This is a genomic window from Pseudomonas sp. NPDC087803 (assembly GCF_044742995.1).
Lineage (GTDB): Bacteria > Pseudomonadota > Gammaproteobacteria > Pseudomonadales > Pseudomonadaceae > Aquipseudomonas.
In genome coordinates, this window is record NZ_JBIUVO010000028.1 from 1 (window position 1) to 26,092 (window position 26,092).

Consider the following 26,092-nt stretch of genomic DNA (forward strand, 5'->3'; position numbering starts at 1 on the left):
ATCCAGCAGGGCAATGTCGTCACGCAGGACATGATAGACCAGTTACGCCCGGGAATGACCCGTCGGCAAGTACGGTTTATCATGGGTAACCCTCTGCTGACCGACACGTTCCATGCCGATCGCTGGGATTATCTGTACAGCCTGCAACCTGGTGGCGGTGAACGCCAACAGGAACGCATGAGTGTTATTTTCAACTCTAACGACCAGCTAGTCAGCCTGTCCGGTGACTTCATGCCGGGCGTGAGCCGTGACGAAGCCATTCTCGGCAAAGACAGTGGCACCAGCGTGAGCGCCCCTGCTGAAAACGCCGAGAAGCCGAAGCCGGAACAACCAGCCAAACCTGGCTCCTTGCTGGATTCGATCCAGAAGGACGTGGATGGTGTTGAAACCGTTCCGGTTCCGACGCCTGAGCCGCTGGACACCTCGCCGCAGTAATGCGCGAGGCAATAAAAAACCCGGAAATTCCGGGTTTTTTATTGCCTGCGATTTGCTCAACCTAAAGATTTCGTGCTTTGGCCTCAGCAGCCTTGGCCGCCCGCAGGCGTCGCACTTCTTTCGGATCCGCCAGCAACGGCCGGTAAATCTCGATGCGATCCCCCGCCTGAATCAAGCGAACCTGTGGATCAGCAACCACCTTGCCGAAGATCCCCAGTGGACATTCGCTCAAACCCAGCTCCGGGAATTCATCGCCGATACCTGACTTGAGCACCGCTTCACGCACTGTCGTCCCTTCAGGGACGCTAAAAGTGCGCAGGACCTGACGATCCACGGCGGCATACACCACCTCAATCTCGATCACCGGCTCAACCATGCATCTGCTTGGCACGCTGGCAGAACGCATCCACCAGCGTATTCGCCGCCTGATTGAACAGCGGACCGAGTGTCGCACGCACCAGCGGGCCGGCGTAGTCGAAAGACAGGTCAAGACTGATTTTGCAGGCCCTCTCGTTCAATACCTTGAACACCCAGACGCCATGCAGCTGGTTGAACGGGCCTTCTTCCAGGTTCATCTCGATCGACTGCCCGGGCACCAGCGTATTACGCGTGACGAAGTGCTGACTGAGGCCGCCCTTGGCCACGCCAACGCTGGCGCGCATGTGCTCGGGCGAGCTTTCCAGCACCTCGGCGGACGAGCACCATGGCAAGAATTCCGGGTAACGCGCGACGTCGTTGACCAGGTCGTAGAGGAATTGCGCCGGGTATGGCAGCAACGCCGAACGTTGAATATGTGTCGTCATGTAAGCGTTACTTCCAGAGCTGAGCGGCAAACACTACAAGAATGCCGATAGGCGCCACGTAGCGCATCAAGAACAAGGACAGGGCAAACAGCGCCGGGCTACGAATCGACAACTCGTCACGCACCGCATCACGCCCCATCACCCAACCGGCAAACAGCACGAAGCACAGGCCACCGAGCGGCAACATGATCCGCGAGGTGAAGAAGTCGATCACGCCGAAGAAGTCCAGACCGCCCGCCGCACCCCATTGGTAGAGATGGAACAGCCCGCCTTCGTTCACGAAAAATTTGGCTTCCTTCCAGATATTAAAGGAGAAAACCGTACCGAGACCGACGAACCAGCAGATGAACGCCAGCCAGAAAGTCACCCAGCCACGACTGATTTTCGTGCGTTCAACCAGATAGGCAACCATCGGCTCGAGCAGGGAAATCGCCGAACTCCAGGCAGCAATCGCCACCAGGACAAAGAACACCACGCCCATCAACTGACCGAAAACCACGTTACCGAAGGCAAATGGCAGACTGACGAACATCAGGCCGGGGCCTTCGCTAGGGTTCAAACCGCCGGCGAACACAATCGGAAACAATGCCAGCCCGGCCACCAGCGACACAAAGGTATCCAGCAGCGCGACACCGACCACCGTGCCGGACAGCGAGGCTTCCTTGGTCATGTAAGCACCGTAGATCATGATCGAGCCGACGCCCACGCTCAGGGAAAAGAACGCGTGGCCCATGGCGGGCAGCAAGCCGTCGAGGACTTTTTCCGGGTGGAAATCGAACATGAAATGCACGCCTTCCATGAAATGCCCGGTGGTCATGCTGTAACCCAGCAACACCAGCACCATCACGAACAGCAGCGGCATCATGATGCGCAAACTGCGCTCAAGCCCGGCAACCACGCCTTTGGCGATCACCACGGCCGACAGCAGCATGAAAACTGTGTGCCAAAGTGTCAGACGCCATGGATCGGAGATGACATTGCCGAAATAAGCGCCGACCTGCTCCGCGGTAGCGCCCTGGAAGTCCCCGCGCCCCATGTCGATGATGTAATCCAGCGACCAGCCGCCGACCACACTATAGAAAGACAGGATCAGCAGCGCCGTGATCATCCCGGCAAATGCGCCCCATGACCACTTGCTCGAATGCCCGGCTTCAAGCGCCAGCACCTTCAAGGCGTTCGCCGGACTCTGCCGCGCGCGGCGGCCGATCAGGGTTTCAGCCAGCATGACCGGGATTCCGATCAGCGCAATGCACGCCAGGAACATCAGCACAAACGCGCCGCCACCGTAGACCCCGACCATGTAGGGGAATTTCCAGATGCTGCCCAGTCCCACGGCCGAACCGGTCGCGGCGAATATGAAAACCCAGCGGCTAGCCCAACTGCCGTGGACAGAAACCTTGTCTGTCGACATTGAATATCACGCCCAAGCGTTAGAAAAAGAGGCCGCATTGTCCGGGATTCACTCAACCTGCTCAAGCACGCAGCATCACCGTAGCCGAGGACCGTTTATCTCCATATAATGCCGCCCCTATGGCTAAACAGAAGAAACACCCAACAGGGACCATCGCGCAGAACAAAAAGGCGCGACACGATTACTTCATCGAACATCGTTTCGAGGCTGGTCTGGTCCTGGCCGGCTGGGAAGTAAAAAGTCTGCGGGCAAGCAAGCTGCAACTGGTCGACAGTTACGTGCTGCTCAAGGATGGCGAAGCGTGGCTGCTCGGCAGTCACATCACGCCGTTGATGACCGCCAGCACCCACGTCATCGCCGACCCGACCCGCACCCGAAAACTGCTGCTGAACAAACGCGAGCTGGAAAAACTCGCCGCTGCCGTGCAACAGAAAGGCTACGCCTGCGTGTGCCTGTCCTTCTACTGGAGCAAGCACATGGTCAAGTGCGAGATTGCTCTGGGCAAGGGCAAGAAGGAATACGACAAGCGTGACACCGAGCGCGAACGCGACGCCGGTCGTGAATTGCAGCGCGCCGTGCGCAACAAGGGCAAGGAAGAATAATTTCTTCTGCCTGAAAAGATCGCAGCCTGCGGCAGCTCCTACAGGGAAAGACAGATTCCTGCGTAGGAGCTGCCGAAGGCTGCGATCTTTTCGCTTCTAAAGCTACATTCCTTTACGCCGCTCCGCCCGAGCCATGCGCTGAACTTCCTGGCGCACCTCTTCCAGCACTTCCTGCACATACAGAATGTGCCGACTGGAAACCTCGCGCGCCTGCTCCGCACGCCCCTCGATAATCGCCAGATACAGTTCCCGGTGCTGAGCGATCAGCATGTCGCGGGTCTCCGTGCGCTGCTTGTACATGCCGCCAATGTTGGTCACCACGTTGCGCTTGAGCAGGTCGAACAATCCGCGAATGGTGTGCAGCAGCACCGCGTTATGGCTGGCTTCGGCGATCGCCAGATGAAACTTCGCATCCGCCGCGCCCTCCTCCGCCCGACTCACTTCGTCATGCCGCGTGTAGCAATCCTGCAGCTCGTTAAAGGCTGCAGTCAGACGCTCACGATCCACATCCGTGGCGCGCAATGCGGCGTAATAGGCACACGATGCCTCCAGAGTATGCCGAAATTCCAGCAAGTCGCGCTGCGCTTCCGGGTTGCTCTCCAGCAGCAATAGCAGCGGATCGCTGAAGGTCGAGCCGAGCGTTTCCACCACATAATTGCCGCCGCCCTGGCGACTGACCAGCAAGCCCTTGGCCGCCAGTTTCTGAATCGCTTCGCGCAACGACGGACGCGACACGCCGAACTGTTCGGCCAAAGCGCGCTCGGCCGGCAGCCGCTCACCGGACTTCAGCGTGCCCTCAAGGATCATCCCCTCGAGTCGCTCGACAATATCGTCAGACAAACGGCGCTGACGAATCTGATCAAACCCCATAACTCATTTCTCCACGATCCCGACCGCTCGCCGGGCTCTCTATTCTGGCCTATCGGCGCCCCGCCGACACCTGTCAGCGCACATTCGACCGACCGGATCAGATGCCCTCTGCACCGCTTATTCGACAAAAGTTTCAGGGCGACAAATTGACACACCGACATCAAGGCTTTTACCCTAGCCAACAGCGATTGTAAATTGGTATTACCAATTAACCAAGAACGCTGACAGTGCCTGACCAACAACAATTAGGGGCCACCCCATATGCAAACCTGGCAACAGCTCTATACCCCGCTCGGCAGTCTCGGCGTCTCCGCCCTCGCGGCCGTCATCCCCATCGTTTTCTTCTTTCTGGCTCTGGCGGTGTTCCGCCTCAAGGGGCATGTGGCCGGCAGCATCACGCTTGCCCTGTCGATCGCCGTAGCTATTTTTGCCTTCCACATGCCGGTCGACATGGCCTTCGCCGCTGCCGGGTACGGCTTTGCCTACGGTCTGTGGCCGATTGCCTGGATCATTGTCGCGGCGGTGTTCCTCTACAAACTGACGGTCAAGAGCGGTCAGTTCGAGGTCATTCGCAGCTCGGTACTGTCGATCACCGACGACCAGCGTCTGCAGGTGCTGCTGATCGGTTTCTGCTTCGGTGCGTTTTTGGAAGGTGCCGCCGGTTTCGGCGCACCGGTGGCGATTACCGCCGCGCTGCTGGTCGGCCTCGGGTTCAACCCGCTGTACGCCGCCGGCCTGTGCCTGATTGCCAACACGGCACCCGTGGCGTTTGGCGCACTGGGCATTCCAATCATTGTTGCCGGGCAAGTGACCGGCATCGACGCGTTCAAGATCGGCGCCATGACCGGCCGCCAACTGCCGCTGTTGTCGTTGTTCGTGCCGTTCTGGCTGGTGTTCATGATGGACGGCATGCGTGGCGTGCGTGAAACCTGGCCGGCCGCGCTGGTTGCCGGCCTGAGCTTCGCCGTGACCCAGTACTTCACCTCGAACTTCATTGGCCCGGAGCTGCCGGACATCACCTCGGCGCTGGCCAGCCTGGTGGCGCTGACCCTGTTCCTCAAAGTCTGGCAGCCAAAGCGCACCGCAGGCGCGCAGATTGCCGGCGCCACCTCGAGCACGGCGGTGACCGCCAGCGTCGGCGGTTTCGGCCAGAAGCGCACTTCCGTGGCTTCGCCTTACAGCCTCGGGGAAATTTTCAAGGCGTGGTCGCCGTTCCTGATCCTCACGGTACTGGTCACGATCTGGACCCTCAAACCCTTCAAAGCCATGTTCGCCGCCGGCGGTTCGATGTACGCCTGGGTATTCAACTTTGCGATCCCGCACCTTGATCAACTGGTGATCAAGACCGCGCCGATCGTCGCCACCCCGACCGCGATTCCGGCAGTGTTCAAGCTTGACCCGATCTCGGCGACCGGTACCGCGATTTTCTTCTCGGCGCTGATCTCGATGCTGGTGCTGAAGATCAATTTCAAAATTGGTCTGACCACCTTGAAAGAGACCTTCTACGAACTGCGCTGGCCAATTCTGTCGATCGGCATGGTGTTGGCGTTCGCCTTCGTCACCAACTACTCGGGCATGTCTTCGACCATGGCCCTGGTATTGGCCGCGACCGGCGCAGCCTTCCCGTTCTTCTCGCCGTTCCTCGGCTGGCTCGGTGTGTTTCTGACCGGCTCCGATACTTCGTCGAACGCCCTGTTCAGTTCGCTACAAGCGACCACCGCACACCAGATCGGCGTCAACGACACCCTGCTGGTAGCCGCGAATACCAGCGGCGGCGTGACCGGCAAAATGATTTCGCCACAATCAATTGCAGTGGCCTGCGCCGCCACCGGGCTGGTGGGCAAGGAATCGGATCTGTTCCGCTTCACTCTCAAGCACAGCCTATTCTTTGCGACGATTGTCGGCTTGATCACCCTGGCCCAGGCTTACTGGTTCACCGGCATGCTGGTGCACTAAACCTTCAAGCAAAACGGAAATAACCGACGCCGGTTCGTGATTCCGGCGTCAGCAATTCACCACCCGGTCTGTAAGGCTGCTGAAAGCAAGGCTCTTTATATTCAGCAGCCTCAACAGACGGATAACCGGGCCCACCCGGAGACACGCCTGATGAGCGAGCTTTTTTACAACGCTGTGCCCAACGCCACCCGCGTTGCACCGCCGCTGCCCGAGCCTCGGCAATACCCCAGCGAGAAACCGGCGCGGGTTTACCTGTTCGGTACCTGCGTGGTCGACCTGTTCTACCCCGAAGCCGGGATGGACGCGATCCACTTGCTGGAGCGCGAAGGCATCCGCGTCGAGTACCCGCAAGGGCAGAGCTGCTGCGGGCAACCGGCCTACACCTCGGGTTACACCGAGCAGGCGCGGACGGTCGCGCGCTCGCAACTGGCGTTGTTTGCCGGGGATTATCCGGTGGTGGTGCCGTCGGGTTCCTGCGCGGGCATGCTGCGCGAGCATTACGCCGACTTGTTCAAGGACGAGCCGGCAACGCTGAAACAGGTGCAGGCCCTCGCGGCCCGCACTTATGAACTGGCCGAGTTTCTGCTGTTCGTCTGCAAGGTGCAGCTCAAGGACAGCGGCGAGCCGGTCAAAGTCGCGCTGCACACCTCGTGTTCGGCACGGCGCGAGATGAACACCCACCTGCACGGCCGCGAGTTGTTGGCGCAGTTGAGCAACGTGGAACGGGTCAACCATGACCATGAAAGCGAATGCTGTGGCTTCGGTGGGACATTCAGCGTCCGTATGCCAGACATTTCCGGCGCGATGGTGGCTGACAAGACCCGGGCGTTGAAGGAATCCGGCGCGCATCAGGTGTTGAGCGCCGATTGTGGCTGTTTGATGAACATCAACGGCGCATTCGAGAAACAAAAAGAAGCGCTGCGCGGGCAACATCTCGCCAGCTTTCTGTGGCAACGAACCGGAGGTGCGCAATGAGCACCTCGACGATTATTCCTACGGTCGCCGTAGAAGAAGATTTCCGCACCCGGGCGCACACCGCCTTGGGCGATCAGCAGCTACGGAATAACTTCCGTACTGCGATGGATTCACTGATGACCAAGCGGGCCGCGGCTTTCAGCGATGCCCACGAAAGAGAACATCTGCGCGCCCTGGGCAACTCGATCAGGGCGCGTGCGCTCTCCAAGTTGCCCGACCTGCTCGAGCAACTGGAACAGAACCTGACCCGCAACGGTGTGACAGTGCACTGGGCGGAAACGGTGGACGAGGCCAATGGCATCGTCTTATCGATCATCCGCGCTCACGAGGCGCGGCAAGTGATCAAGGGCAAATCGATGGTCAGCGAAGAGATGGAGATGAACCATTTCCTCGAGGCTCAAGGTGTTGAATGCCTGGAGTCCGACATGGGGGAGTACATCGTCCAGCTCGACCACGAGAAGCCTTCACACATCATTATGCCGGCGATCCACAAGAATGCCGGTCAGGTCGCGTCCTTGTTCCACGACAAACTTGGCGTGGAGTACACCAAGGACGTTGACCAACTCATTCAGATCGGTCGCAGAGTCCTGCGGCAGAAATTTTTCGAAGCGGACATCGGCGTTTCCGGCGTCAACTTCGCCGTGGCCGAGACCGGCACCCTGCTGCTGGTGGAAAACGAAGGCAACGGCCGCATGACCACCACCGTGCCGCCGGTGCACATCGCCGTCACTGGCATCGAAAAGGTTGTGGAAAACCTGCGCGACGTGGTGCCGCTGCTGTCGCTGCTGACTCGCTCGGCGCTGGGCATTCCGATCACCACTTACGTCAACATGATCTCCGGCCCGCGCAAGGAACATGAACTCGACGGCCCACAGGAAGTGCACTTGGTCTTGCTCGACAACGGTCGCAGCCAGGCCTTTGCCGACAGCGAACTGCGCCAGACCCTGAACTGCATCCGCTGCGGCGCCTGCATGAACCATTGCCCGGTGTATACCCGCGTCGGTGGTCACACCTACGGCGAGGTGTACCCTGGGCCAATCGGCAAGATCATCACGCCGCACATGGTCGGTCTGGCGAAAGTCCCGGATCACCCGAGCGCTTCGTCGCTGTGCGGCGCCTGCGGCGAAGTGTGCCCGGTAAAAATTCCGATCCCCGCTCTGCTGCGACGCCTACGCGAAGAGAACGTCAAAGCCCCGGACAGTCCGCATCAAGTGATGCGTGGTCAGGGCAGCAAATATTCGCGCAAGGAACGCTTTATCTGGAACGCCTGGGCGAAACTCAACAGCTCGCCGACGCTGTATCGGTTGTTCGGTTTCTTCGCCACGCGCCTGCGCGCCCTGACCCCGAGCAATGTCGGCCCGTGGACGCAAAACCACAGCGCACCCAAACCCGCCGCCCGCTCACTCCACGACATGGCCCGCGAGCATCTGGCCAAACAGGGGGACCGCTGATGAGCGCCAAGCAAAATATCCTCGCCAAGCTACGGAAAAGTCTGACCGGCGCCACACCGATTGCCGACGACTTCGACGTCGATCTGGTGACCCAGCCTTACACCTACAGCGCCGAGCAACGTATCCCGCAGCTGCGCAAACTGATGGAAGCGGTACACACCGAAATCCATCTGACCTCTGACGCAGACTGGCCGACGCTGCTCGCGCAACTGCTGCGTGACCGTCAACTGCCAAGCCTGCTGATCGCACCGACTACACCCCACGGGCAGCGCATCACACAGCACTGGGCGAACAGTCCTGATCTGCCGACGCTTAAGTCCTACGACCGGCCGATGGAAGAATGGAAAGCCGAGCTGTTCAACGACACCCCAGCCAGCCTCACCGGCACCCTCGGCGCCATCGCCGCGACCGGCAGCCTGATCCTTTGGCCAACCCGTGAAGAACCGCGGTTGATGAGTTTGGTGCCGCCGGTGCATTTCGCCCTGCTCAAGGCCAGCGAAATCCGCGACAACTTCTATCAGGTGCAACAGGAATTCGAGTGGGCTCAAGGCATGCCAACCAATGCGCTGCTGGTGTCCGGCCCGTCGAAAACTGCCGACATCGAACAAGTGCTGGCTTACGGCGCCCACGGCCCGAAAGATCTGGTGGTGCTGATCCTGGAGGACCAATGACACTTCCGGTGAATTTCCTGCGCGATGCGCAGCAACTGATTCCAGCGGAGCGCCGTTTCGACGATCCGCTGTCGACATTGGCCTTCGGCACCGACGCCAGTTTTTATCGGCTGATTCCCAAACTGGTGATCCGCGTCGAGTCCGAAGACGAAGTGGTGGCGCTGCTGAAACTGGCCCAGCGCGATCAAGTCCCGGTGACCTTCCGCGCCGCCGGCACCAGTTTGTCCGGGCAGGCGATCAGCGATTCGGTGTTGATCGTACTGGGGGATAACTGGAACGCTCGCGAGATTCGTGATCAAGGCCTGCAAATCCGCCTGCAGCCTGGCGTGATCGGCGCGCAGGCCAATGCGTGGCTGGCACCGTTCGGACGCAAGATCGGCCCGGATCCGGCGTCGATCAACGCCTGCAAGATCGGCGGCATTGTCGCCAACAACGCCAGCGGCATGTGCTGCGGCACCGCGCAAAACACCTATCACACCTTGGCCGGAATTCGCCTGGTACTCACCGACGGCACCTGCCTCGACACCGAAGACGCCGCAAGCGTCGCCGCTTTCCGCGTCAGCCACAGCGATCTGCTGGAGCGCCTGGCGACATTGGGCCGCGAGACCCGCGCCAATGCCGAACTGGCCGCGAGAATCCGCCACAAATACCGTCTGAAAAATACCACCGGCCTGTCACTCAATGCGCTGGTGGATTTCGACGAGCCTGTGGATATCTTGAGCCACCTGCTGGTCGGTTCCGAAGGCACGCTCGGCTTCATCAGTGCGGTGACCTACGACACGGTGATCGACCACCCGAACAAGGCCTCGGCTCTGATCGTGTTCCCGGATGTGGAAACCTGCTGCAACGCGGTCACCGTGCTGAAAAACCAACCGGTGTCGGCGGTAGAACTGCTGGATCGGCGCAGTCTGCGCTCGGTGCAGGACAAACCGGGCATGCCGGATTTCGTACAACACCTGTCGAACAACGCCTGCGCGCTGCTGATCGAATCCCGCGCCGCCTCTTCCACTTTGCTGCAGGAACAACTGGCGCAGATCATGGCTTCGCTGGCCAGTTTCCCGGTGGAAAAACAGGTCGACTTCACCGAAGACCCGGCCGAGAACGCCAAACTCTGGGCGATCCGCAAGGACACCTTCCCCGCCGTCGGCGCGGTGCGCAAAACCGGCACCACGGTAATCATCGAAGACGTGACCTTCCCGGTCGAGCAACTGGCCATCGGCGTCAATCGCCTGATCGCGCTGTTCGACAAACATGCCTACGACGAAGCGATCCTTTTCGGACACGCACTGGAAGGCAATCTGCACTTCGTCTTCACCCAAGGCTTCAACAGTCCGGAAGAAGTCGCACGCTATCAGGCGTTCATGGACGACGTCGCGCAACTGGTGGCGGTGGAGTTCGGCGGTTCGCTGAAAGCCGAACACGGCACCGGGCGCAACATGGCCCCGTTCGTTGAGCTGGAATGGGGCAGCGATGCCTATCAACTGATGTGGCAGCTCAAACGCCTGCTCGACCCCAACGGCATCCTCAACCCGGACGTGGTGCTCAGCGAAGATCCGCAGATCCATCTCAAACATCTGAAACCGCTGCCGGCGGCGGATGAGATTGTTGATAAGTGCATCGAGTGCGGTTTCTGCGAACCGGTCTGCCCGTCGAAAGGACTGACCCTCAGCCCGCGCCAGCGCATCGTGATCTGGCGTGATATTCAGGCGAAAAAACGCGCCGGTGTTGACACCACCGAGCTGGAACAAGCCTACGAGTACCAAGGCATCGAGACCTGTGCGGCGACCGGGTTGTGCGCACAGCGTTGCCCTGTGGGCATCAACACCGGCGAACTGGTGAAAAAGCTTCGTGGCCGACACGCGACGCATCAGAAAACCGCTGACTGGATCGAAGGAAATTTCGCCAAGACCCTGCAAGGTGCACGCTTCACCCTGCACGCGGCCAATGGCGCACGGATGCTGCTTGGCGCACCGCGTCTAGCCAAGCTTTCGGCGACGCTGACGCGCTTGTCCAAAGGCCACGTGCCGCTGTGGACCAATGCGATGCCGCAACCGGAAAAAGCCATTCGCTTCAGCCCGAGTGTGTCGGACGAGCGCCCGCGCGTGGTGTATCTGGCGGCCTGCGTATCACGGGTGATGGGCCCGGCGGCGGGTGACAAAGAGCAGATGTCGCTGTACGACAAGACCCGTGGCCTGCTGGAAAAGGCCGGTTACCAAGTGGTGTTCCCGGACAATCTGGACAACCTCTGCTGCGGTCAGCCTTTCGCCTCCAAAGGCTACGCCGAACAGGCTGAGCACAAGCGTCAGGAACTGATCAGCGCGCTGCTCCACGCCAGTCGTGGCGGGCTTGATCCAATCTATTGCGACACCAGCCCCTGCACCTTGCGCCTGGTGCAGGACGTAGGAGATGTTCGTCTGGATCTGTACGACCCGGTGCGCTTCATCCGTACGCATCTTCTCGATCGTCTGGAGTTCACCCCGCAAGAGGCACCGATTGCGGTGCACGTGACCTGCAGCACCCAGCATCTGGGCGAAAGCCAGGCACTGATCGATCTGGCGCGCAAATGCAGCAACTCCGTGGTCATCCCGGAGGGCATCCATTGTTGCGGGTTTGCCGGTGACAAGGGCTTCACCACCCCGGAGCTGAACAGCCATTCGCTGCGCACACTCAAGGACGCGGTGCAGCATTGCAGCGAGGGGATTTCCACCAGCCGCACTTGTGAGATCGGCCTGACGCAACACGGTGGCATCGACTATCACGGGCTGGTGTATCTGGTGGATCGGGTGACCCGCGCCAAGGCCTGCTGAAGAAAAATAGAACCCTTGCGCGCGACCGTAGTCCACAGAACAGACCCCGAAAATCGGGGCTTTTCTTCCACTCGGTTGCCCGTCCTGACGGCCAGCGAAGTCTGGATCCCTCAGTTCAAGGAGATACACATGAAACGTTCTGTACTGTTAGGTCTGTTCGTTACTGCCTCGATGCTGGCCTCCACCTCGTTCGCCGCCGACAAGCCTGCCGACCTGTGCGATGCCAATATCCAGACCATCAACAATGCCAAGGGCCAGCTGTCATCGTCGCCAGAACTGAGCCAGCGCGCTGAAGCCAGTGTCAGCAAGGCTCAGGCACTGAAAGCCCAAGGCAAGATCGATGACTGCGTTGCGGAAACCTCGCAAACCATTCTGGAACTGCGCAAATCCACCGGCACCAACAACTGATTCACCTCCCGGCCAACCTTCGGGTTGGCCTCGGGGGCCGTTTGGCGTACACTGCACAGGCTTGTTGCCTCACCTGATGTACGAGGCAATGAGTTCGGGGCCGATTAGGATTCGACGCCGGTGACGAAACTTTAGGTGCATGCCGACTTGGTAACAGAAGTCGTAAATCCACTGTTGCAACTTCTTATAGTTGCCAATGACGACCAATACGGTGCTGCTCTCGCTGCTTAATTGCAGCTGACATGCACTCCTGGTGCCTTCGGGCCCAGCAATCATCAGGGGATGTCTGTAAACCCGAAATGATTGTCATATAGAACAGAATCGCCGTGCAGTACGTTGTGGACGAAGCGGCTAAAACTTACACAACTCGCCCAAAGCACCCTGCCCGTCGGGTCGCTGAGGGTTAACTTAATAGACACGGCTACGCATGTAGTACCGACAGCGGAGCACTGGCGGACGGGGGTTCAAATCCCCCCGGCTCCACCAACTCTCAACGACAAAGCCCGCCTTGTGCGGGCTTTGTCGCATCTGGCGTTCCCCCAACCGGAACACCACCTCCAACGCAAACCGCACTCCCGCCGGATCCGACTGTCACAGTGACTGGAAGCTCCAAGCTACGGTTTGAACATCACGGAGATTGCCCACCATGAACACCTGGATCGCCGCCGCCCTGGCCTCGTTGATGTCACTCCCCGCCATCGCCGCAGACGCACCTCCCCCACGTGTGCAACAGGTCACGTTCAAAAGCGAAGTCGGCAGCGTGCAGTTCAAACAGAAGATCAAGGGCTATCAGACCGCCGAATACAAACTCGTCGCAAAGGCTGGTCAGACGCTGACGGTTGATTTCAAATCTTCCAACACGTCCGCGTATTTCAACGTCGCCGCCCCGGGTGCTGACGAAGCGCTGTTCAACGGCTCGATCATGGGCGATCACTTTGCCGGTGCGGTGCCTGTTGATGGCGAGTACACGGTTCAGGTGTATCTGATGCGCAACGCGGCGCGGCGGCAGGCGGTGGCCAGTTATTCGTTGTCGTTGTGGCTATCCGACAACGCCCCGGCGGACGCGAAAAAACCGGCAACAAAAAGTCCCTGACAGACATCAACGCCTTGCCAGATAAACCCCAAATCCCCTTCTACACTCACAGCGCCCCTTCACAGAGCGAGCGCTGATGACCACCCTCCAAACCCGCATGAAGCAAGGCAAGGACGCCCGCAAGAATTGCTCGCGCAGCGCCCACGCCACCACCGGAAAGATGAACCGCGATCCGATCCCACTGATCAAGGCCTCCAGTCAGGGCCGTGTCGCCTCACTGGTGGAATTGCGTTACGGGCGGATGCTGGTGTCGCCCTTCACCTTCTTCCGTGGCAATGCGTTGCTGCAGGCATACGATCTGTCGAGCACCGAAAACATGGGGCTGGTCGGGCCGATTTGTGGGGATGCGCATTTGATGAATTTCGGCGGGTTTGCCACGCCGGAGCGCAATCTACTGTTCAGCGTCAATGATTTCGACGAGGCGCATCCCGGTCCCTGGGAATGGGATGTGAAGCGGCTGGCGGCGAGTTTTGTGGTGGCGGCGCGGGATTTGCGCCATGGCGAGTCGGTTGAGGAAGACGTGTGTCGGCAGATGGTCGGCGCCTATCAGGCGACGATGCTGGAGTGCGCCGAACAGAGTGCGCTGGAAACCTGGTATGAATCGATCAAGTACGAAGACTTGCTCGATCAGGCGCGCAAGAGTGCGCTGGAGCATGTGCAGCGTGCCGTCGATAAGGCCGAGCGGCGCACCCACGCCGAGTTGCTGCCGAAGATCAGCGAGCGCGACGCCAACGGGCGGCTGGTCATTCGTGACGACCTGCCGGAAATTTTCCACCTGCACAAGAACACCACGCTGCTCGACGCCGATGATGACTGGTTGCAATTGGCGGACTGGCGGCCGTTGTTCGATACGTTCATGCGTGACTATCGCACCACACTGCAGGCTGACCGGCGGGAATTGCTCTCGCGGTTTCACGTGCAGGATCTGGCGTTCAAGGTGGTTGGAGTGGGCAGTGTCGGCACGCGGTGTCTGGTGGCGCTGCTGACTGACGATCAGGAGTTTCCGTTGTTTCTACAGTTCAAGGAGGCGCGGCGCTCAGTGCTCGCCGACTATGTGAAGGCCAAGTCCCGCACGCGTCATGAGGGCCAGCGGGTGGTCGAAGGGCAGCGCCTGATGCAGTCGGCGAGCGATCTGTTTCTCGGCTGGACGAGCGGCCCCAACGGCCGGCAGTTTTATGTGCGGCAGTTGCGCGACATGAAGATCTCCGCCGAGCTGGAAAACTTCGACGCCGAAACCTTCGCCGCCTACGCCCGGGTCTGCGGCCGTGCACTGGCCCGGGCGCACGCCAAAGCCTCGGGCAATGCGGCGGTCATCAGCGGTTACATCGGCAAGGGCGATGCCTTGGCTGACGCCCTGTTCAAATACGCCCGCAGTTACACCGCGCAGAATGAACGCGACTTCGAACGCTTTCAGCAGGCCTGCCGCAAGGGCCGGCTGACGGCGCGTTCGGAAGCCGATTTCGCCGCGGATCACTTGCCCTGATGCGTTGCAGAGCGGTCGCTGCCGAGATGAATTTTTCTTCACTGCTCCGGGTCGATCAACACGGTACAGTCCGCTCGCTCATTCAAGAAACTACGGTTCGCCCGCGCTCTCCCGCGGGCTTTTTTTTGCCTGGCGTTTAGTGCCGAAGCGATACACCCAAGTGTCCTGCACACCGTGCTGCTGCGATTGCCGCGCCTGCGGGTGAATCCTGATCAGCGCAAACCCCGTCGCTTCAGCCAGACGCTGACTGCGGGTGTTGGCCGACGATGTGGTCAGGTAAAAGGTGAACTCAGGCAGGCGCCTGACCAGTTGCTGCAGTACTTCACGCATGTAGCCCTTGCCGGCAAACGCGCTGCTGGCCCAATAACCGACGACATAACGCTTGCGCCGACGCGGCACCAGGCCGATGCAGCCAACGACGGTTTGTCCGTCTTCAGTCACGATGAATAAGCGCCGCTCACCGGTCTCGCTGGCGAAATCATCCCGCGCTTGCAGCATGGACGACAACGCCTGCTCCTCACCGGTGTGTTCAACCGCCCACCCTAGAAAAGGCGCATGCTCGCGGTAACTGGCGTTCAGCGCCTCCCGCACCGGAGCGACCAGCGCTGGGTCCGGCGCCCGAACACGCAGTGCCAACCCATTTACCATCAATGCAAATTCCATTGCTTGTTCCCCAATCCCGGAAATGCCGCAGTCAATAACCCTGTGCACTCAACCAAAGAAATTTACAGGGCGCCAGCGCGGTTTGTTTTTTTCCGCCCCGTGATCAATCCTGTCCCTCAACCTTGCCCACCGGAGCCGCCGATGTCGCTGCTGACTTTGCCCTGCCAACGCCTGACGCTCGCCATCCTCGCCCCGGAACAGGCCGGACTGGAAAGTGATTTCTATGCACGCAACCAGCGCCACCTCGCCCCGTGGTCGCCGATTCGCACCACCGAGTACTTTTCCACCGAGCAGATTCGCCGTCGGCTTGAAGTCCAGGCCAGTGCTTTCGAGGCCGGGCTGGCGATGCATTTCGCCTTGTTGACGCCGGACGGCCAGCAGATGATCGGCGCGTGCAATTTCAGCGGGATCATTCGCGGGGCGTTTCAGGCCTGTTATCTGGGTTATCACATTGATCACGCGCATCAGGGTCAGGGTTTGATGCAGGAAGGTCTGGAGGCCGGCATCGGCTACATGTTCGACACGCAGAACCTGCACCGGATCATGGCCAACTACATGCCCGGCAACGAGCGCAGTGCGCGCCTGCTGGAGCGTCTGGGTTTCGAGCGTGAAGGCTACGCCAAGGCCTATCTGAACATCGCCGGGCGCTGGCAGGATCATGTGCTGACGGCGCTGGTCAATCCGTTGTTTGAAACGCCGGAGAAGCGTTGGTCGCGCCAACTGGCGTGAGTTTCACAATTTGTTAAGCAATGGCGAAGTATGCTCAAGGCTCCTGCCCTTTCCGGTTGCCTGAAATCCATGCCGCGTGCCGCCACTTCGCTGTTTCTACTCGCCGCCCTGCTGTTTTTTTTCGCTTTGGGTAACCACCAGTTGCAAGGCTCTACCGAGGCCCGGGTCGCCGGGATCGCCATGGAGATGCATCTGGACGATGACTGGGTGACGCCGCGCCTGTTCGGCGAAGCGTTTCTGGAAAAACCACCGCTGAGCCTGTGGCTGGATGCCGGCGCCATGCGCGTGTTCGGTGTTTCGCCGTGGGCGGTGCGGCTGGCGTCGGCGGTGGCCGGGTTGCTCAGCGTGATGCTGCTGTATGGCATGTTGCGCCGCTTCGGACGGCCGAAAGCGGTGGCCTGGACCGCAGGGATTCTGCTGGCGACCATGGCCAGTTACTGGAGCAACGTGCGCGGGGTCGGTGAGGATGCGCTGCTGGCGCTCGGCGTGACCACAGCGTTGCTGGCATTCTTTCAGGCGCAACGCGCACCGAACGCCGCTAACTCGCTGCTGTTTATCGTCGGGATCGCCATCGCCACTTTGAGCAAGGGCGTGCTCGGACTGGCGATGCCGGGGGTGGTGATTTTCGCCTACTTGTTGGCCGACAACCTGATCGACAAACGCCTGAAGCTCGGCGCCTGGCTGCGTCCCGGCCTGCTCACGGCCGTCGGTCTGATCCCGTTGCTGATCTGGCTCGCCGTGCTCTATCAGCGCGGTGGCTCGAGCGCGGTCGCGGAGGTACTGCTGACCAACAGCGTCGGGCGCTTCAGCGGCTCGTTCGTCGAGGCCGGACATTACGAGCCGTTCTATTACTATCTGGCCAAACTGCCGGAAGCGTTCCTGCCGTGGAACATTCTGGTGTACCTGGGCCTGTGGCATTTCCGCAAGGAACTGAAGGCCAACCGTTATCTGCTGTTTTTCAGCCTGTGGATCGTCGCGCAGTTCATCATGCTGACCCTGGCTTCGAGCAAGCGCACGGTGTACCTGATGTCGATGACCCCGGCCGCGGCGGTGATCGCCGCGGAGTACGCGCGCGTGTTGTTCGAGCGCTTGCAGGCGCGTGAAACAACCGACCGCTTCATCGGAAAAGTCGCCCGTCATCGTCAGGCGATTGCCGCTGGCTTGCTCACGGTGGTGATCGCCAGCTACCTCGGCGCGGCCCAGTGGGCATTGCCCAACGCCGACAAGGAGTTGTCGTTCCTGCCGCTGACCGAACATATTCAGACCCTGCAAGCCAACGGTCAGCAGGTGGCGCTGTTCCAGGCCAATGAACGGGTCGGCGGTGCCAGCGTGTTCTACACCCAAAGCGTGCTCAAGGGCCTGGACACCGACGCGCAACTGCACGAATTCCTCAGCGCCTCCCCCTCGAACGTCGCGGTGATCTCGGCAGACAGCGAACCCGCCGCACCGCTCAAAGTGCTCAAGACCATGATGGTCGGGCGTCAGGCGTACTACTTCGTCGGCTACTGACACCCCTCGCGCCAGACAATAAAAAACCCGCCGGACTGGCGGGTTTTTTATTGTCTGGCGCTTTGCACACCTCAGTTCATCGAGTGCTCACTGAGTGCCAGTCGGAGGCTTCGATGAAGCCAAGCACGCGCGGGTCCGCTTTGTTTGCGGCAGACACAAACAGTGACGAGCCGTAGCCGGGGTCAGAAACCGGTTTATTCAAGTCCTTTTCCAGCTCCGCCATGCACTCGCTGTGAGTCACCAGGATCAGATTGCGCCCCGGGAGCTTGTGCGCCAGCGCTTCCTGCAGGATGTGGCCCTTGCAGCTGATCAGCCAGTCTTCACTGGCCGCGCGATTGAACATGTAACCGGCGGTCTGCACGGTGCGCAGCATCGGGCTGTTATAGATATCGGCGTGGTCCAGGCCCAAATGCTCGAACCGTGCGCCGACACCCACCGCGACACTGCGCGAGCGGTCGGTGATGCCGTCGTCGCCACTCAGGCACGGCGCCGGTGAGTGATCGCAGCGCTCGACGTGCCGCACCAGCACGATCATCTCGCCCTTGGCCCACCCGGCTGCCAGCGCGCGGGCGCCGGACACATTGCCATGCGCCAGATCCGGCACCGCCGCCGGGGCGAGCAGCCACAGGGTCAGCGGAATCACCAGCAGCGACGCGCCGAGCACCACCCAGGTATTGCGATAGCGGGCCAATCCGCTCAGGGAGAGCGAGCGTTTGACGCCGAACAGACTCAGTCTCAATTCCACATCGGGCCGCCTCGTCGGCATCCATCACAGTCAATTCGATGTGGCGAGGGTAGAGAAGCGCGCGTAAGCAGTCGGTGAAACGCATGTGAAAAAAGTCTTGAAGTGCCCTTGTTACAAATTCCGTAGGACAAAATCCTTTCAGCTCTCGTGTTTGCGGCCGATACAAATCTGCTAACACCCTTGCTGGCTCAAAAAAACAACAATCTTCCAGCCTGACCGACGATCAAGTAGCTCTACGTTCCTGGAGGAATTGTGATGAATAGCTGGTTCGGCAACATCAGCGTGAACATGAAATTGGGTCTGGGCTTCGGCCTGGTCCTGGCCTTGACCTGCGTGCTGGCCCTGACTGGCTGGACCAGTCTCGGCGGCCTGATTGACCGCAGCAACTGGATGAGCGACATCACCCAGCTCAATGCTGGTCTGACCAAGCTGCGTGTGGTGCGTCTGCAATACATGCTGACCAACGGCGACGAAACTGCCGCGCAGAATGTACAAACCACCCTCGAAAGCTTCGCCGCGCAACAACAGGCGCTGATCAACAAGTTCAAGAGCCCGGAAAACGTCAAACTGCTCAAGGAGCAGGCGGCGACCATCGCCGAATACCAGGCCTCGCTGAACAAGATGCGTAACGCCTACCGCACCGGTAACAGCGCCCGCGACGTGATGGGCACCAACGCCGACACCGCTTATAACCTGATCGAGTCGATCAGCAACCGCGTTCAGCAGTTGCCCCTGAGCGACGAGCGCTTCGCGCAGTTCCAGGCCATCACCGAAGCCAAGGAAGCGTTCATCCTCGCGCGCTATGAAGTGCGTGGCTACACCGCCACCACCAATAACGAAACCGAACAGAAAGCCGTCGGCCAACTGAACGTGGCCATCGACAGCCTCAAGCAGTTGAACACGCACTTCTCGGCGACTCAGCAAGACACGCTTCGTCAGCTGGAAACCGCCCTGACCAACTACCGCAGCGCATTGCAGGCGTATAAAAACGCCAACAGCGAAGCGGTGCAGGCGCGTAAAGAGATGACCGATCAGGGCACCGCGATCGTCAACACCAGCGAGCAGCTGTACCAGATCCAGCTCGACCGCCGTGACATCGAAAGCGCCCAGGCCCGTACTTTCCAGTTGATCAGCACCCTGCTGGCGCTGTTGGTCGGTGTGATTGCCGCCGTGATCATCACCCGTCAGATCACCCGTCCGCTGCAAGAAACCCTGGCCGTGGTCGAGCGCATTGCCAGCGGCGACCTGACCCAGAACGTCACGGTCACCCGCCGCGACGAGCTCGGCGTACTGCAACAAGGCATCGCACGCATGGGCGTGACCCTGCGCGACCTGATCAGCGGTATCCGCGACGGCGTCACTCAGATCGCCAGCGCCGCCGAAGAACTCTCGGCCGTGACCGAACAAACCAGCGCCGGCGTGAACAGCCAGAAGGTCGAGACCGATCAGGTGGCCACCGCCATGCACGAGATGACTGCCACCGTGCAGGAAGTCGCGCGCAACGCCGAAGAAGCCTCGCAAGCCGCTGCCGCCGCTGATGGCGAAGCCCGTGAAGGTGACAAGGTGGTGAATGAAGCCATCGCGCAGATCGAGCGTCTGGCCAGCGAAGTGGTGCGTTCCACCGAAGCCATGAGCGTGCTGCAACAGGAAAGCGACAAGATCGGCAGCGTCATGGACGTGATCAAGGCCGTGGCCGAACAGACCAACCTGCTCGCGCTGAACGCCGCAATCGAAGCAGCACGTGCCGGTGAAGCCGGTCGCGGGTTTGCCGTGGTTGCCGACGAAGTCCGTGGCCTGGCCCAGCGCACGCAGAAATCCACCGAAGAAATCGAAGGCCTGGTCGCCGGTCTGCAGAACGGCACCCAGCAAGTGGCTGCCGTGATGAACAACAGCCGCGCCCTGACCGACAGCAGCGTGGCCCTGACCCGCAAGGCTGGCGACTCCCTGGAAAACATCACCCGTACGGTGTCGAACATCCAGTCGATGAACCAGCAGATCGCCGCCGCCGCCGAGCAGCAAAGCGCCGTGGCCGAAGAAATCAGCCGCAGCATCATCAACGTCCGCGACGTGTCGGAACAGACAGCCGCTGCCAGTGATGAAACCGCAGCGTCCAGCGTTGAACTGGCACGCCTGGGTGGCCAGCTGCAGCAGATGGTCAGCCACTTCCGCGTCTGATCTTCACCTGTGCGCTGAACGAAAGATCGATTCGCGAGCAGGCTCGCTCCCACAGGTAACCGGTCGAACACAAAATATGTGAACGACCGAAAAACCTGTGGGAGCGGGCTTGCCCGCGATGGCGTCCGACCAGTCAACCCAATGTCACAGACAACCCGCCTTGTGTAGGAGCTGCCGCAGGCTGCGATCTTTTGATCTTGTTTTTAAAATCAAAGTCAAAAGATCGCAGCCTGCGGCAGCTCCTACAGAGGTTGTGATACGCCTCTAGCGTGTGCCGCGCTGGCGCAACGCCGACGGCATGAAATACGCGTCTTCCGGCACCGGTTGCGAGAAGTCGACGGTGGAGGCTTCTTCGTTGTCGAGGTTCTGCACGTAGTAACGGCGGGCCTGCAGGTCGTGGAACACGTCCAGTGCGCTCCAGGTGGTCGGCAGGTCGTAGAAGTTTTTCAGGTAGGCCATCGACACCCGCCACAACTCCCCTCGCCCATCGTATTGATCAACCAGCGCCGCGCCCCAGCTGTCCTCGTCGAGAAACAGCACGCGCTTGGAATAGATATGCCGCGCGCCCGGCTTGAGGTTGCCTTCGACCACCCACACACGGTGCAGCTCATAGCGGGTGAATTGCGGGTTGAGGTGGCCCGGGGTCAGCAATTGTGCGTACTTCACGTCGGGGCTGCCGACCTTGTAGTTGTTGTAGGGGATGTAGATTTCCTGCTTGCCCTTGAGCTTCCAGTCGTAGCGGTCCGGCGCGCCGTTGAACAGGTCGGTGTCGTCGGCGGTGCGCAGGCCATCGGATGAGGCGATCGGCGTGTCGTACGCGAGGTTCGGCGCGCGGCGCACGCGGCGTTGGCCGGCGTCGTAAACCCAGGCTTGGCGCGGGTCCTTGAGCTGATCGAGCATCTCGTGCACCAGCGCCGCGCCACCGGCCAGTCGCGCCGGGCTTTTCACGAAGGCGAGGTAGTAGAACAGGATGTTTTTCAGGTCGGCGTACTGCCCGCCCGGACGGTAGAAGTTGAACAGCGCTTCCTGCTGCGAGGTGACCAGCGCAAAGCTGCCGTTGCGCTGCACCGGGGCCTCGGAGGCGCGGCGCACCACGTAAATCCCGCGATAACGAGTGATGTGGTTCCACAGCACTTCGATGCCGTCCTTGGGCACTGGGAACGGCACGCCACCGTAGGCATCGGCAAATCCGCTACCGCCCTCCAGCAGCTTGGCCGAGGTCGCGTTTTTGAGAGTGTTGTCATACAGCCATTGCGGCGCCGAACCGGAGCGACGCGACGGATAGACCGGCATCTGGAACGTGTCGGGGTAGCTGTTGAACAGCGCGATCTGACCGGGGCTGAGGTGGGCCTTGTACTGATCGAGGTTGGCCTTGGTAATGGTGAACAGTGGCTTGTCCGCCGCATACGGATCCGGGTGATGCTGGCCCGGTTTGTAGCCGGCGGGCGCCTGGGTGATGCCGCCGGTCCAGGCCGGAATGGTGCCGGCGGCATTGCCCGCACGCTCGGCGCCCATGGGCGTGAGGGTGGTTTTCAGTTGTTCGGCTTGTTGGGGGGTGATGGCGGCGAAAGCGCTGCCGGCGCTCAGGCCCAGAACCAGTGCCAGCCTTGTCTTCGTCAATCTTGAAATATGAAACATGTTCTTCTCCAGAATGCTTACCCTGTGGGAGCTGGCTTGCCAGCGATAGCGGTGGGTCAGCCACCATTGATGTCGAATGTGCTGCCGTCTTCGCGGGCAAGCCCGCTCCCACAGGGGGGATGAGGTGTTGCTGAAATCTCGTGCAGAACTCACAAGAAATACTTGAGGTTGAACCCGACGTTGTCGCGGTCGCGAATCCCGTTGTTCTGCCCGCCGCCCCAGAAGTTGGTGTATTGCACCTCGGCTTCGAGCTTGTTCTGGTAGTTGGCCTTGATCCCCAGGGTGTAGGCCTTGCGCCCGTCGATGGTGTTGCCGGCCTGATAGCTGTTGCCCTTGAAGTCATCCTTGTAGACGACGTAAGGCGAGACGTTGACCCCGGCGTACACGTCGTTCCAGGTGCCGTTGAACATCACCGTGTAGCTGTAGGAGTTGCGGTTGACCTGATCGTCACGATCACCGCCGGACACATAAGAGGTGTTGCCGGTGCCTGCGTAATAGCGCGTGCTGCCGTCGTAGGCGGTGTACTGAAGGCTGCTGCCGCGCAAGTGTTCGGAGGCCAGTTCGAAAATGCCGAACATCGAGTCGAACGACAGCGTCGGGCCGAAGTTGTAGATGCTGCCCAGCGAGGTGTTGAACGCTTCGACGCGCTCGGCGTTGTTGATCTCGCTGTCGAGCGTGACCATCTGCCCGCCGACGTTGACCGGCTTGCCGGTCACCGCCACAGCGGCACCGTTGGCCAGGTCGCCGATCAGATCGTTGGTGGCAGCGACACCGATCGGCAGGTTCGGTCGATAGGCGATTTCGCCGAACACCGAAGCCTGGCCCAAAGTGGTGTTGAAGCTGAACCCATACATGCGAATGTCTTCGGCATAACGCCGATGCGCCTGGATGTTGCCCATCACATCGGCCGTCGCCAGACCGTTGGCCAGCGCCCCGGCCTGACTGCCGGCCACACCGGCGAGCATGTTGGTCAGGGCATTCATGTCGATGCCCTTGTAGCCACCCAGATCAGCGGCGATGGTCGGCTCCTTGGCGTGGTAGTTGACCAGGTACAGGCCGAACTCGGTGCTGTTGAGTTCTTCGGCGATGTAGCGGAAGGCGAAGCCGAACTGCCCATCGTTGCGTGCGTTGTAGTCCTTGCCGATCGACGCCACTTTCAGCGTGTTGCCGTAGGCCGGGGTCACGCCGTTGGCGTACAGGCCGGTGCTTTTCAGCGCCGGGCCGAGCAACGGGTTGTTGCCCAGTGCGCTGTACAGGCCGATGACGTTGCCGAAGCCCGGCACAGGGGTGTCGAGCGCGGTGCCGCTGAAGTTGTTGTAACCGGTGTTGCCGCCATCGGTGAACAGGTCGGTCTGCGAGTAGAAAGTCCCGACCGGGTCGATGCGGGTCTCCTTCCAGTTGGTCTGGTAGAAGCTCTCCAGGGTCAACGAATCGCTGAGGCCGATGTTGAAGCTCACGGCCTCCACCGGCATCAGCACTTCCTTGACCTCGGCCCCCGGCAAACGGTATTTCGCCGCGTCCACCGGGTTGGTGGTGTTGATCCCGCCGCGATAGAAAATTCCCTCGCCCCAGTTGAACACCTGACGCCCGACCCGCGCGGTGACCGGCATCTGCGCCACGTCCCAATTGCCGTAGACATAGGCGTCGAGCATTTCGATGCGGCTGCCGGCGATGTCGCGGGTCTGGCTGGTGAAACGGTCGTCCTGCGGGTAGCTCTGGCTCGGCTGCGCCGGATTGTTGTTGCGGTAGTAATCGTTGCGTTTGTCCATCAACTGGGTGTCGTAGAACGCGGTGCCGCGCAGGAACATCCCGTAGTTCTGATAGTTGGCCTCCAGCTCCGACGTGATCTTGTACACCTCGGAAACCAGCCCGGTGTCGAAGTTGCGATTGCCGTCGTTGGTGTTGACGTCATCGTTGTTCTTGTCGCGGCCCTGCACCCGCCACAAACGGCCATAGGACAGGGTCGTATCGATCGAGCCGCTGACTTGATTGTCCAGCACGCTGAACTCGGCAGCCTGCAACGCATCCACCGCGCAGAGTTGCAGCAGCCCTGCCAGGCCGACACCGGGAAGTGCCACGCCGGAGAGGCGCAATCGAGTGTTGATCATGGGTTCCTCCTTCCTTGTTCTTATTGTTTTTTACGTGGCCGCGATGGCTACGGTGCCAGTCCAGCGCGGACATAAATCCGGCTGTGCGCGCCGAAATGCCCGAGCAGTTTGAACAGCTGTTGATTGAGTGCCGGATGGTCGAAACGCTCGCGCTGCAACTGATTGCCGCTGCTGAAATCGCTGGTCACCGGGGCCGTCTCCAGCCACTGGCCGATGGCTTCATCGAACGCCGCCGAGTCCTCGACCGACTCGGCGCTGACCACTGCGCGCAAGTAGTCCACCGAGTACGGCGGATACTGTTGGTCTTGAGCGACATCGGCGTAGGCCGCGAGCATCGGATGCGCCTGACCGGCGCGTAGCACACGGCGCAACCAGGTCGATTGATACTTTTCGATTTCCATATGGCGGGTGGCGACGCGTTCGATCGACGCCTGTTTATCATCGGCAAAACCGGCCAGCGCCTTGCCCTCCAGCAGCAACAGACTCGGCAGCTCGACCCCAGGCAGTGGCTTGGCGTGATACGGCTGGGTCAGGTCCTGCACGTGGTGCGCGCCCCATCCGAGAAAGCGGTACCCCCAGTAAGGATGGCCAGAGGCGAACGCCAAACGCGCCAGGCCCAGGTACTGATAGGCGCGCCAGTCCGGCCAACTGCGCTGAAGAAATCCGGCAGCCGCGTACACCACCGGGCTTTCATGGAAGAAGCCCATGTGAAACGGCGCCTGCGAGCTGTACTGAAAACGCGCATCGCCGAACGGCTGCGGGCCGAAGCCATACAGCGCGCCGACCTCGCCGGGGTTATCGCTGAACAGGTTGATGTCGTGACCGTAATCCGGCTCGTCGGCGGCGCTCGCCAATACCGCCAGCGCGGCGACTTTTTCGCCGTCCGCCACACGAATGAAACGCTGACGATTCCATGGCGAAAGCGTCTGCTCGACCATCACCTGATCGGCGTTGAGATGTTCGCGTTCGGGCAGGTCTTGACCCGGCAGCGGCTGAATGACCATCGCCAGATGGATGCGCGGATTGAGCCGCAACGCCGTGAGAAAATCGTGGCGCAGATTGTCGCTCGGTACGGCGGGCAGCTTCAGGTTGTCGGGACGCGGCGGGTACTGGGTGAAGTGTTCACGGGCGAAGCTTTCCTGTTGCTCCAGCAGCGCGACCACGGCTGGATACTGCTCGGCGAGAAAACGCTCCAGCGGCTCGACCTCAACCGGCGACGCATCGCGCAGGGCCGGCAGTTCCTGCAACGCCAGATAGCTGCCCACCGTGTGGTTCGACCAGCCCCAAGCCGTCGGGGCCGTTGCACAAAGCAGCAACAGGAGAAATGTCAGCTTCATTGCTTTTAATTCTTATTGGAGGTGCTGTGGGGGTTGAGCCTAACAACCGCCTCCGGCGCTGACACTGTCCGATCTCACCAGAAAAAGTCTCCGATAGCGCCACAGAAGGCTCACCCCCCACCCTGTGTAGGAGCTGCCGAAGGCTGCGATCTTTTGACTTTGATTTTTAAAAACAAGATCAAAAGATCGCAGCCTTCGGCAGCTCCTACAGGGGGTTCTGCGG

Annotated in this window: 21 protein-coding genes, 1 other RNA gene and 2 pseudogenes; 15 read left to right on the top strand and 9 right to left on the bottom strand. The window is 60.5% G+C overall.

The genetic code is table 11. The features are described from left to right. Nucleotides 1-435 (top strand): outer membrane protein assembly factor BamE (locus ACIOUG_RS15455; RefSeq protein ID WP_401066755.1); only part of this gene is annotated, 435 nt, incomplete at its 5' end. A gap of 61 nt (nt 436-496) precedes the next feature. Here ACIOUG_RS15455 and ACIOUG_RS15460 read toward each other — a convergent pair. Genes ACIOUG_RS15460 through ACIOUG_RS15470 form a run of 3 tightly spaced genes read right to left on the bottom strand, consistent with a single transcriptional unit; the run spans nt 497 to nt 2,649 of the window. Beyond that, the gene (locus ACIOUG_RS15460; protein WP_401066756.1) at nt 497-811 is read right to left on the bottom strand and encodes an RnfH family protein; all 315 of its coding nucleotides are present in this window, start codon (nt 809-811) and stop codon (nt 497-499) included. Further along, nucleotides 804-1,238: a type II toxin-antitoxin system RatA family toxin gene (locus tag ACIOUG_RS15465; protein ID WP_401066757.1), complete on the bottom strand. Its 435-nt coding sequence runs from the start codon at nt 1,236-1,238 to the stop codon at nt 804-806. Before ACIOUG_RS15465 ends, ACIOUG_RS15460 begins: the two co-directional genes overlap by 8 nt. 7 nt (nt 1,239-1,245) lie before the next feature. Continuing rightward, on the bottom strand, nt 1,246-2,649 hold the full coding sequence (locus tag ACIOUG_RS15470) for a sodium-dependent transporter (RefSeq protein WP_401066758.1): 1,404 nt from the start codon (nt 2,647-2,649) through the stop codon (nt 1,246-1,248). Between the two features lie 119 nt (nt 2,650-2,768). On the opposite strand from ACIOUG_RS15470, the gene smpB reads away from it, so the two are divergent. Beyond that, nucleotides 2,769-3,251, top strand: a complete 483-nt coding sequence (gene smpB, locus ACIOUG_RS15475) for an SsrA-binding protein SmpB (protein ID WP_003221505.1) — start codon at nt 2,769-2,771, stop codon at nt 3,249-3,251. Nucleotides 3,252-3,353: 102 nt separating this feature from the next. On the opposite strand, the gene ACIOUG_RS15480 is transcribed toward smpB, so the two are convergent. After that, on the bottom strand, nt 3,354-4,121 hold the full coding sequence (locus ACIOUG_RS15480; protein ID WP_401066760.1) for a GntR family transcriptional regulator: 768 nt from the start codon (nt 4,119-4,121) through the stop codon (nt 3,354-3,356). 261 nt (nt 4,122-4,382) lie between these two features. Between ACIOUG_RS15480 and ACIOUG_RS15485 the strand changes: the two genes are divergently transcribed. From ACIOUG_RS15485 to ACIOUG_RS15525, 9 genes are all read left to right on the top strand, one after another. Further along, nucleotides 4,383-6,077: a lactate permease LctP family transporter gene (locus ACIOUG_RS15485; protein WP_401066761.1), complete on the top strand. Its 1,695-nt coding sequence runs from the start codon at nt 4,383-4,385 to the stop codon at nt 6,075-6,077. Between the two features lie 150 nt (nt 6,078-6,227). After that, nucleotides 6,228-7,052: a (Fe-S)-binding protein gene (locus ACIOUG_RS15490; protein ID WP_401066763.1), complete on the top strand. Its 825-nt coding sequence runs from the start codon at nt 6,228-6,230 to the stop codon at nt 7,050-7,052. Further along, complete coding sequence (locus tag ACIOUG_RS15495) at nt 7,049-8,503, top strand: LutB/LldF family L-lactate oxidation iron-sulfur protein (protein WP_401066765.1); 1,455 nt, start codon at nt 7,049-7,051, stop codon at nt 8,501-8,503. Before ACIOUG_RS15490 ends, ACIOUG_RS15495 begins: the two co-directional genes overlap by 4 nt. Further along, nucleotides 8,503-9,174 carry a lactate utilization protein C gene (locus tag ACIOUG_RS15500; RefSeq protein ID WP_401066767.1) on the top strand — a complete coding sequence of 224 codons (672 nt, stop codon included), beginning with the start codon at nt 8,503-8,505 and terminating at the stop codon, nt 9,172-9,174. Before ACIOUG_RS15495 ends, ACIOUG_RS15500 begins: the two co-directional genes overlap by 1 nt. After that, nucleotides 9,171-11,981, top strand: a complete 2,811-nt coding sequence (locus ACIOUG_RS15505; RefSeq protein ID WP_401066768.1) for an FAD-binding and (Fe-S)-binding domain-containing protein — start codon at nt 9,171-9,173, stop codon at nt 11,979-11,981. The genes ACIOUG_RS15500 and ACIOUG_RS15505 overlap by 4 nt, the downstream gene beginning before the upstream one ends. A gap of 129 nt (nt 11,982-12,110) precedes the next feature. Beyond that, a complete protein-coding gene (locus ACIOUG_RS15510) occupies nt 12,111-12,389 on the top strand; it encodes a hypothetical protein (protein WP_401066770.1) in 279 nt (92 codons plus the stop codon). A gap of 96 nt (nt 12,390-12,485) precedes the next feature. After that, nucleotides 12,486-12,875: a transfer-messenger RNA gene (gene ssrA, locus ACIOUG_RS15515) on the top strand. A gap of 160 nt (nt 12,876-13,035) precedes the next feature. Further along, a complete protein-coding gene (locus ACIOUG_RS15520; RefSeq protein ID WP_401066772.1) occupies nt 13,036-13,482 on the top strand; it encodes a hypothetical protein in 447 nt (148 codons plus the stop codon). Nucleotides 13,483-13,558: 76 nt separating this feature from the next. After that, complete coding sequence (locus ACIOUG_RS15525) at nt 13,559-14,965, top strand: DUF2252 domain-containing protein (RefSeq protein ID WP_401066773.1); 1,407 nt, start codon at nt 13,559-13,561, stop codon at nt 14,963-14,965. Nucleotides 14,966-15,055: 90 nt separating this feature from the next. On the opposite strand, the gene ACIOUG_RS15530 is transcribed toward ACIOUG_RS15525, so the two are convergent. Next, nucleotides 15,056-15,601 (bottom strand): GNAT family N-acetyltransferase, encoded by a 546-nt coding sequence (locus ACIOUG_RS15530; RefSeq protein ID WP_401066774.1) that lies wholly within the window; start codon nt 15,599-15,601, stop codon nt 15,056-15,058. A 168-nt stretch (nt 15,602-15,769) separates the two neighbouring features. Here ACIOUG_RS15530 and rimJ point away from each other — a divergent pair, with 168 nt between their 5' ends. Continuing rightward, the gene (gene rimJ / locus ACIOUG_RS15535; protein WP_401066775.1) at nt 15,770-16,357 is read left to right on the top strand and encodes a ribosomal protein S5-alanine N-acetyltransferase; all 588 of its coding nucleotides are present in this window, start codon (nt 15,770-15,772) and stop codon (nt 16,355-16,357) included. A gap of 30 nt (nt 16,358-16,387) precedes the next feature. Next, complete coding sequence (locus ACIOUG_RS15540) at nt 16,388-17,866, top strand: ArnT family glycosyltransferase (RefSeq protein ID WP_401066776.1); 1,479 nt, start codon at nt 16,388-16,390, stop codon at nt 17,864-17,866. A gap of 76 nt (nt 17,867-17,942) precedes the next feature. Here the strand turns inward: ACIOUG_RS15540 and ACIOUG_RS15545 are convergent, their stop codons facing one another. Beyond that, nucleotides 17,943-18,611: a histidine phosphatase family protein gene (locus ACIOUG_RS15545; RefSeq protein WP_401066778.1), complete on the bottom strand. Its 669-nt coding sequence runs from the start codon at nt 18,609-18,611 to the stop codon at nt 17,943-17,945. A gap of 288 nt (nt 18,612-18,899) precedes the next feature. Here ACIOUG_RS15545 and ACIOUG_RS15550 point away from each other — a divergent pair. Then, nucleotides 18,900-19,880: pseudogene (locus ACIOUG_RS15550) on the top strand (methyl-accepting chemotaxis protein); the annotation flags it as partial. 309 nt (nt 19,881-20,189) lie between these two features. Next, nucleotides 20,190-20,786, top strand: a pseudogene (locus tag ACIOUG_RS15555) (methyl-accepting chemotaxis protein); the annotation flags it as partial. 264 nt (nt 20,787-21,050) lie between these two features. Here ACIOUG_RS15555 and ACIOUG_RS15560 read toward each other — a convergent pair. From ACIOUG_RS15560 to ACIOUG_RS15570, 3 genes are all read right to left on the bottom strand, one after another. Next, nucleotides 21,051-22,424, bottom strand: coding sequence for a DUF1329 domain-containing protein (locus tag ACIOUG_RS15560; protein WP_401066780.1), 1,374 nt, complete (start codon nt 22,422-22,424; stop codon nt 21,051-21,053). Between the two features lie 149 nt (nt 22,425-22,573). Beyond that, the gene (locus tag ACIOUG_RS15565; RefSeq protein WP_401066782.1) at nt 22,574-24,532 is read right to left on the bottom strand and encodes a DUF1302 domain-containing protein; all 1,959 of its coding nucleotides are present in this window, start codon (nt 24,530-24,532) and stop codon (nt 22,574-22,576) included. A 47-nt stretch (nt 24,533-24,579) separates the two neighbouring features. After that, nucleotides 24,580-25,869 carry a phospholipase gene (locus ACIOUG_RS15570; RefSeq protein WP_401066784.1) on the bottom strand — a complete coding sequence of 430 codons (1,290 nt, stop codon included), beginning with the start codon at nt 25,867-25,869 and terminating at the stop codon, nt 24,580-24,582. Nucleotides 25,870-26,092: the final 223 nt, after the last annotated feature.

Excerpts from the sequence above, each read along its gene's own strand:
- ACIOUG_RS15500 (WP_401066767.1), top strand. The coding sequence starts at position 8,503 with ATGAGCGCCAAGCAAAATATCCTCGCCAAGCTACGGAAAAGTCTGACC.
- ACIOUG_RS15485 (WP_401066761.1), top strand. The coding sequence starts at position 4,383 with ATGCAAACCTGGCAACAGCTCTATACCCCGCTCGGCAGTCTCGGCGTC.
- ACIOUG_RS15470 (WP_401066758.1), bottom strand. The coding sequence starts at position 2,649 with ATGTCGACAGACAAGGTTTCTGTCCACGGCAGTTGGGCTAGCCGCTGG.
- ACIOUG_RS15510 (WP_401066770.1), top strand. The coding sequence starts at position 12,111 with ATGAAACGTTCTGTACTGTTAGGTCTGTTCGTTACTGCCTCGATGCTG.
- ACIOUG_RS15465 (WP_401066757.1), bottom strand. The coding sequence starts at position 1,238 with ATGACGACACATATTCAACGTTCGGCGTTGCTGCCATACCCGGCGCAA.
- rimJ (WP_401066775.1), top strand. The coding sequence starts at position 15,770 with ATGTCGCTGCTGACTTTGCCCTGCCAACGCCTGACGCTCGCCATCCTC.
- ACIOUG_RS15570 (WP_401066784.1), bottom strand. The coding sequence starts at position 25,869 with ATGAAGCTGACATTTCTCCTGTTGCTGCTTTGTGCAACGGCCCCGACG.
- ACIOUG_RS15505 (WP_401066768.1), top strand. The coding sequence starts at position 9,171 with ATGACACTTCCGGTGAATTTCCTGCGCGATGCGCAGCAACTGATTCCA.
- ACIOUG_RS15495 (WP_401066765.1), top strand. The coding sequence starts at position 7,049 with ATGAGCACCTCGACGATTATTCCTACGGTCGCCGTAGAAGAAGATTTC.
- ACIOUG_RS15460 (WP_401066756.1), bottom strand. The coding sequence starts at position 811 with ATGGTTGAGCCGGTGATCGAGATTGAGGTGGTGTATGCCGCCGTGGAT.
- ACIOUG_RS15480 (WP_401066760.1), bottom strand. The coding sequence starts at position 4,121 with ATGGGGTTTGATCAGATTCGTCAGCGCCGTTTGTCTGACGATATTGTC.
- ACIOUG_RS15565 (WP_401066782.1), bottom strand. The coding sequence starts at position 24,532 with ATGATCAACACTCGATTGCGCCTCTCCGGCGTGGCACTTCCCGGTGTC.
- ACIOUG_RS15525 (WP_401066773.1), top strand. The coding sequence starts at position 13,559 with ATGACCACCCTCCAAACCCGCATGAAGCAAGGCAAGGACGCCCGCAAG.
- smpB (WP_003221505.1), top strand. The coding sequence starts at position 2,769 with ATGGCTAAACAGAAGAAACACCCAACAGGGACCATCGCGCAGAACAAA.
- ACIOUG_RS15490 (WP_401066763.1), top strand. The coding sequence starts at position 6,228 with ATGAGCGAGCTTTTTTACAACGCTGTGCCCAACGCCACCCGCGTTGCA.
- ACIOUG_RS15540 (WP_401066776.1), top strand. The coding sequence starts at position 16,388 with ATGCTCAAGGCTCCTGCCCTTTCCGGTTGCCTGAAATCCATGCCGCGT.
- ACIOUG_RS15520 (WP_401066772.1), top strand. The coding sequence starts at position 13,036 with ATGAACACCTGGATCGCCGCCGCCCTGGCCTCGTTGATGTCACTCCCC.
- ACIOUG_RS15560 (WP_401066780.1), bottom strand. The coding sequence starts at position 22,424 with ATGTTTCATATTTCAAGATTGACGAAGACAAGGCTGGCACTGGTTCTG.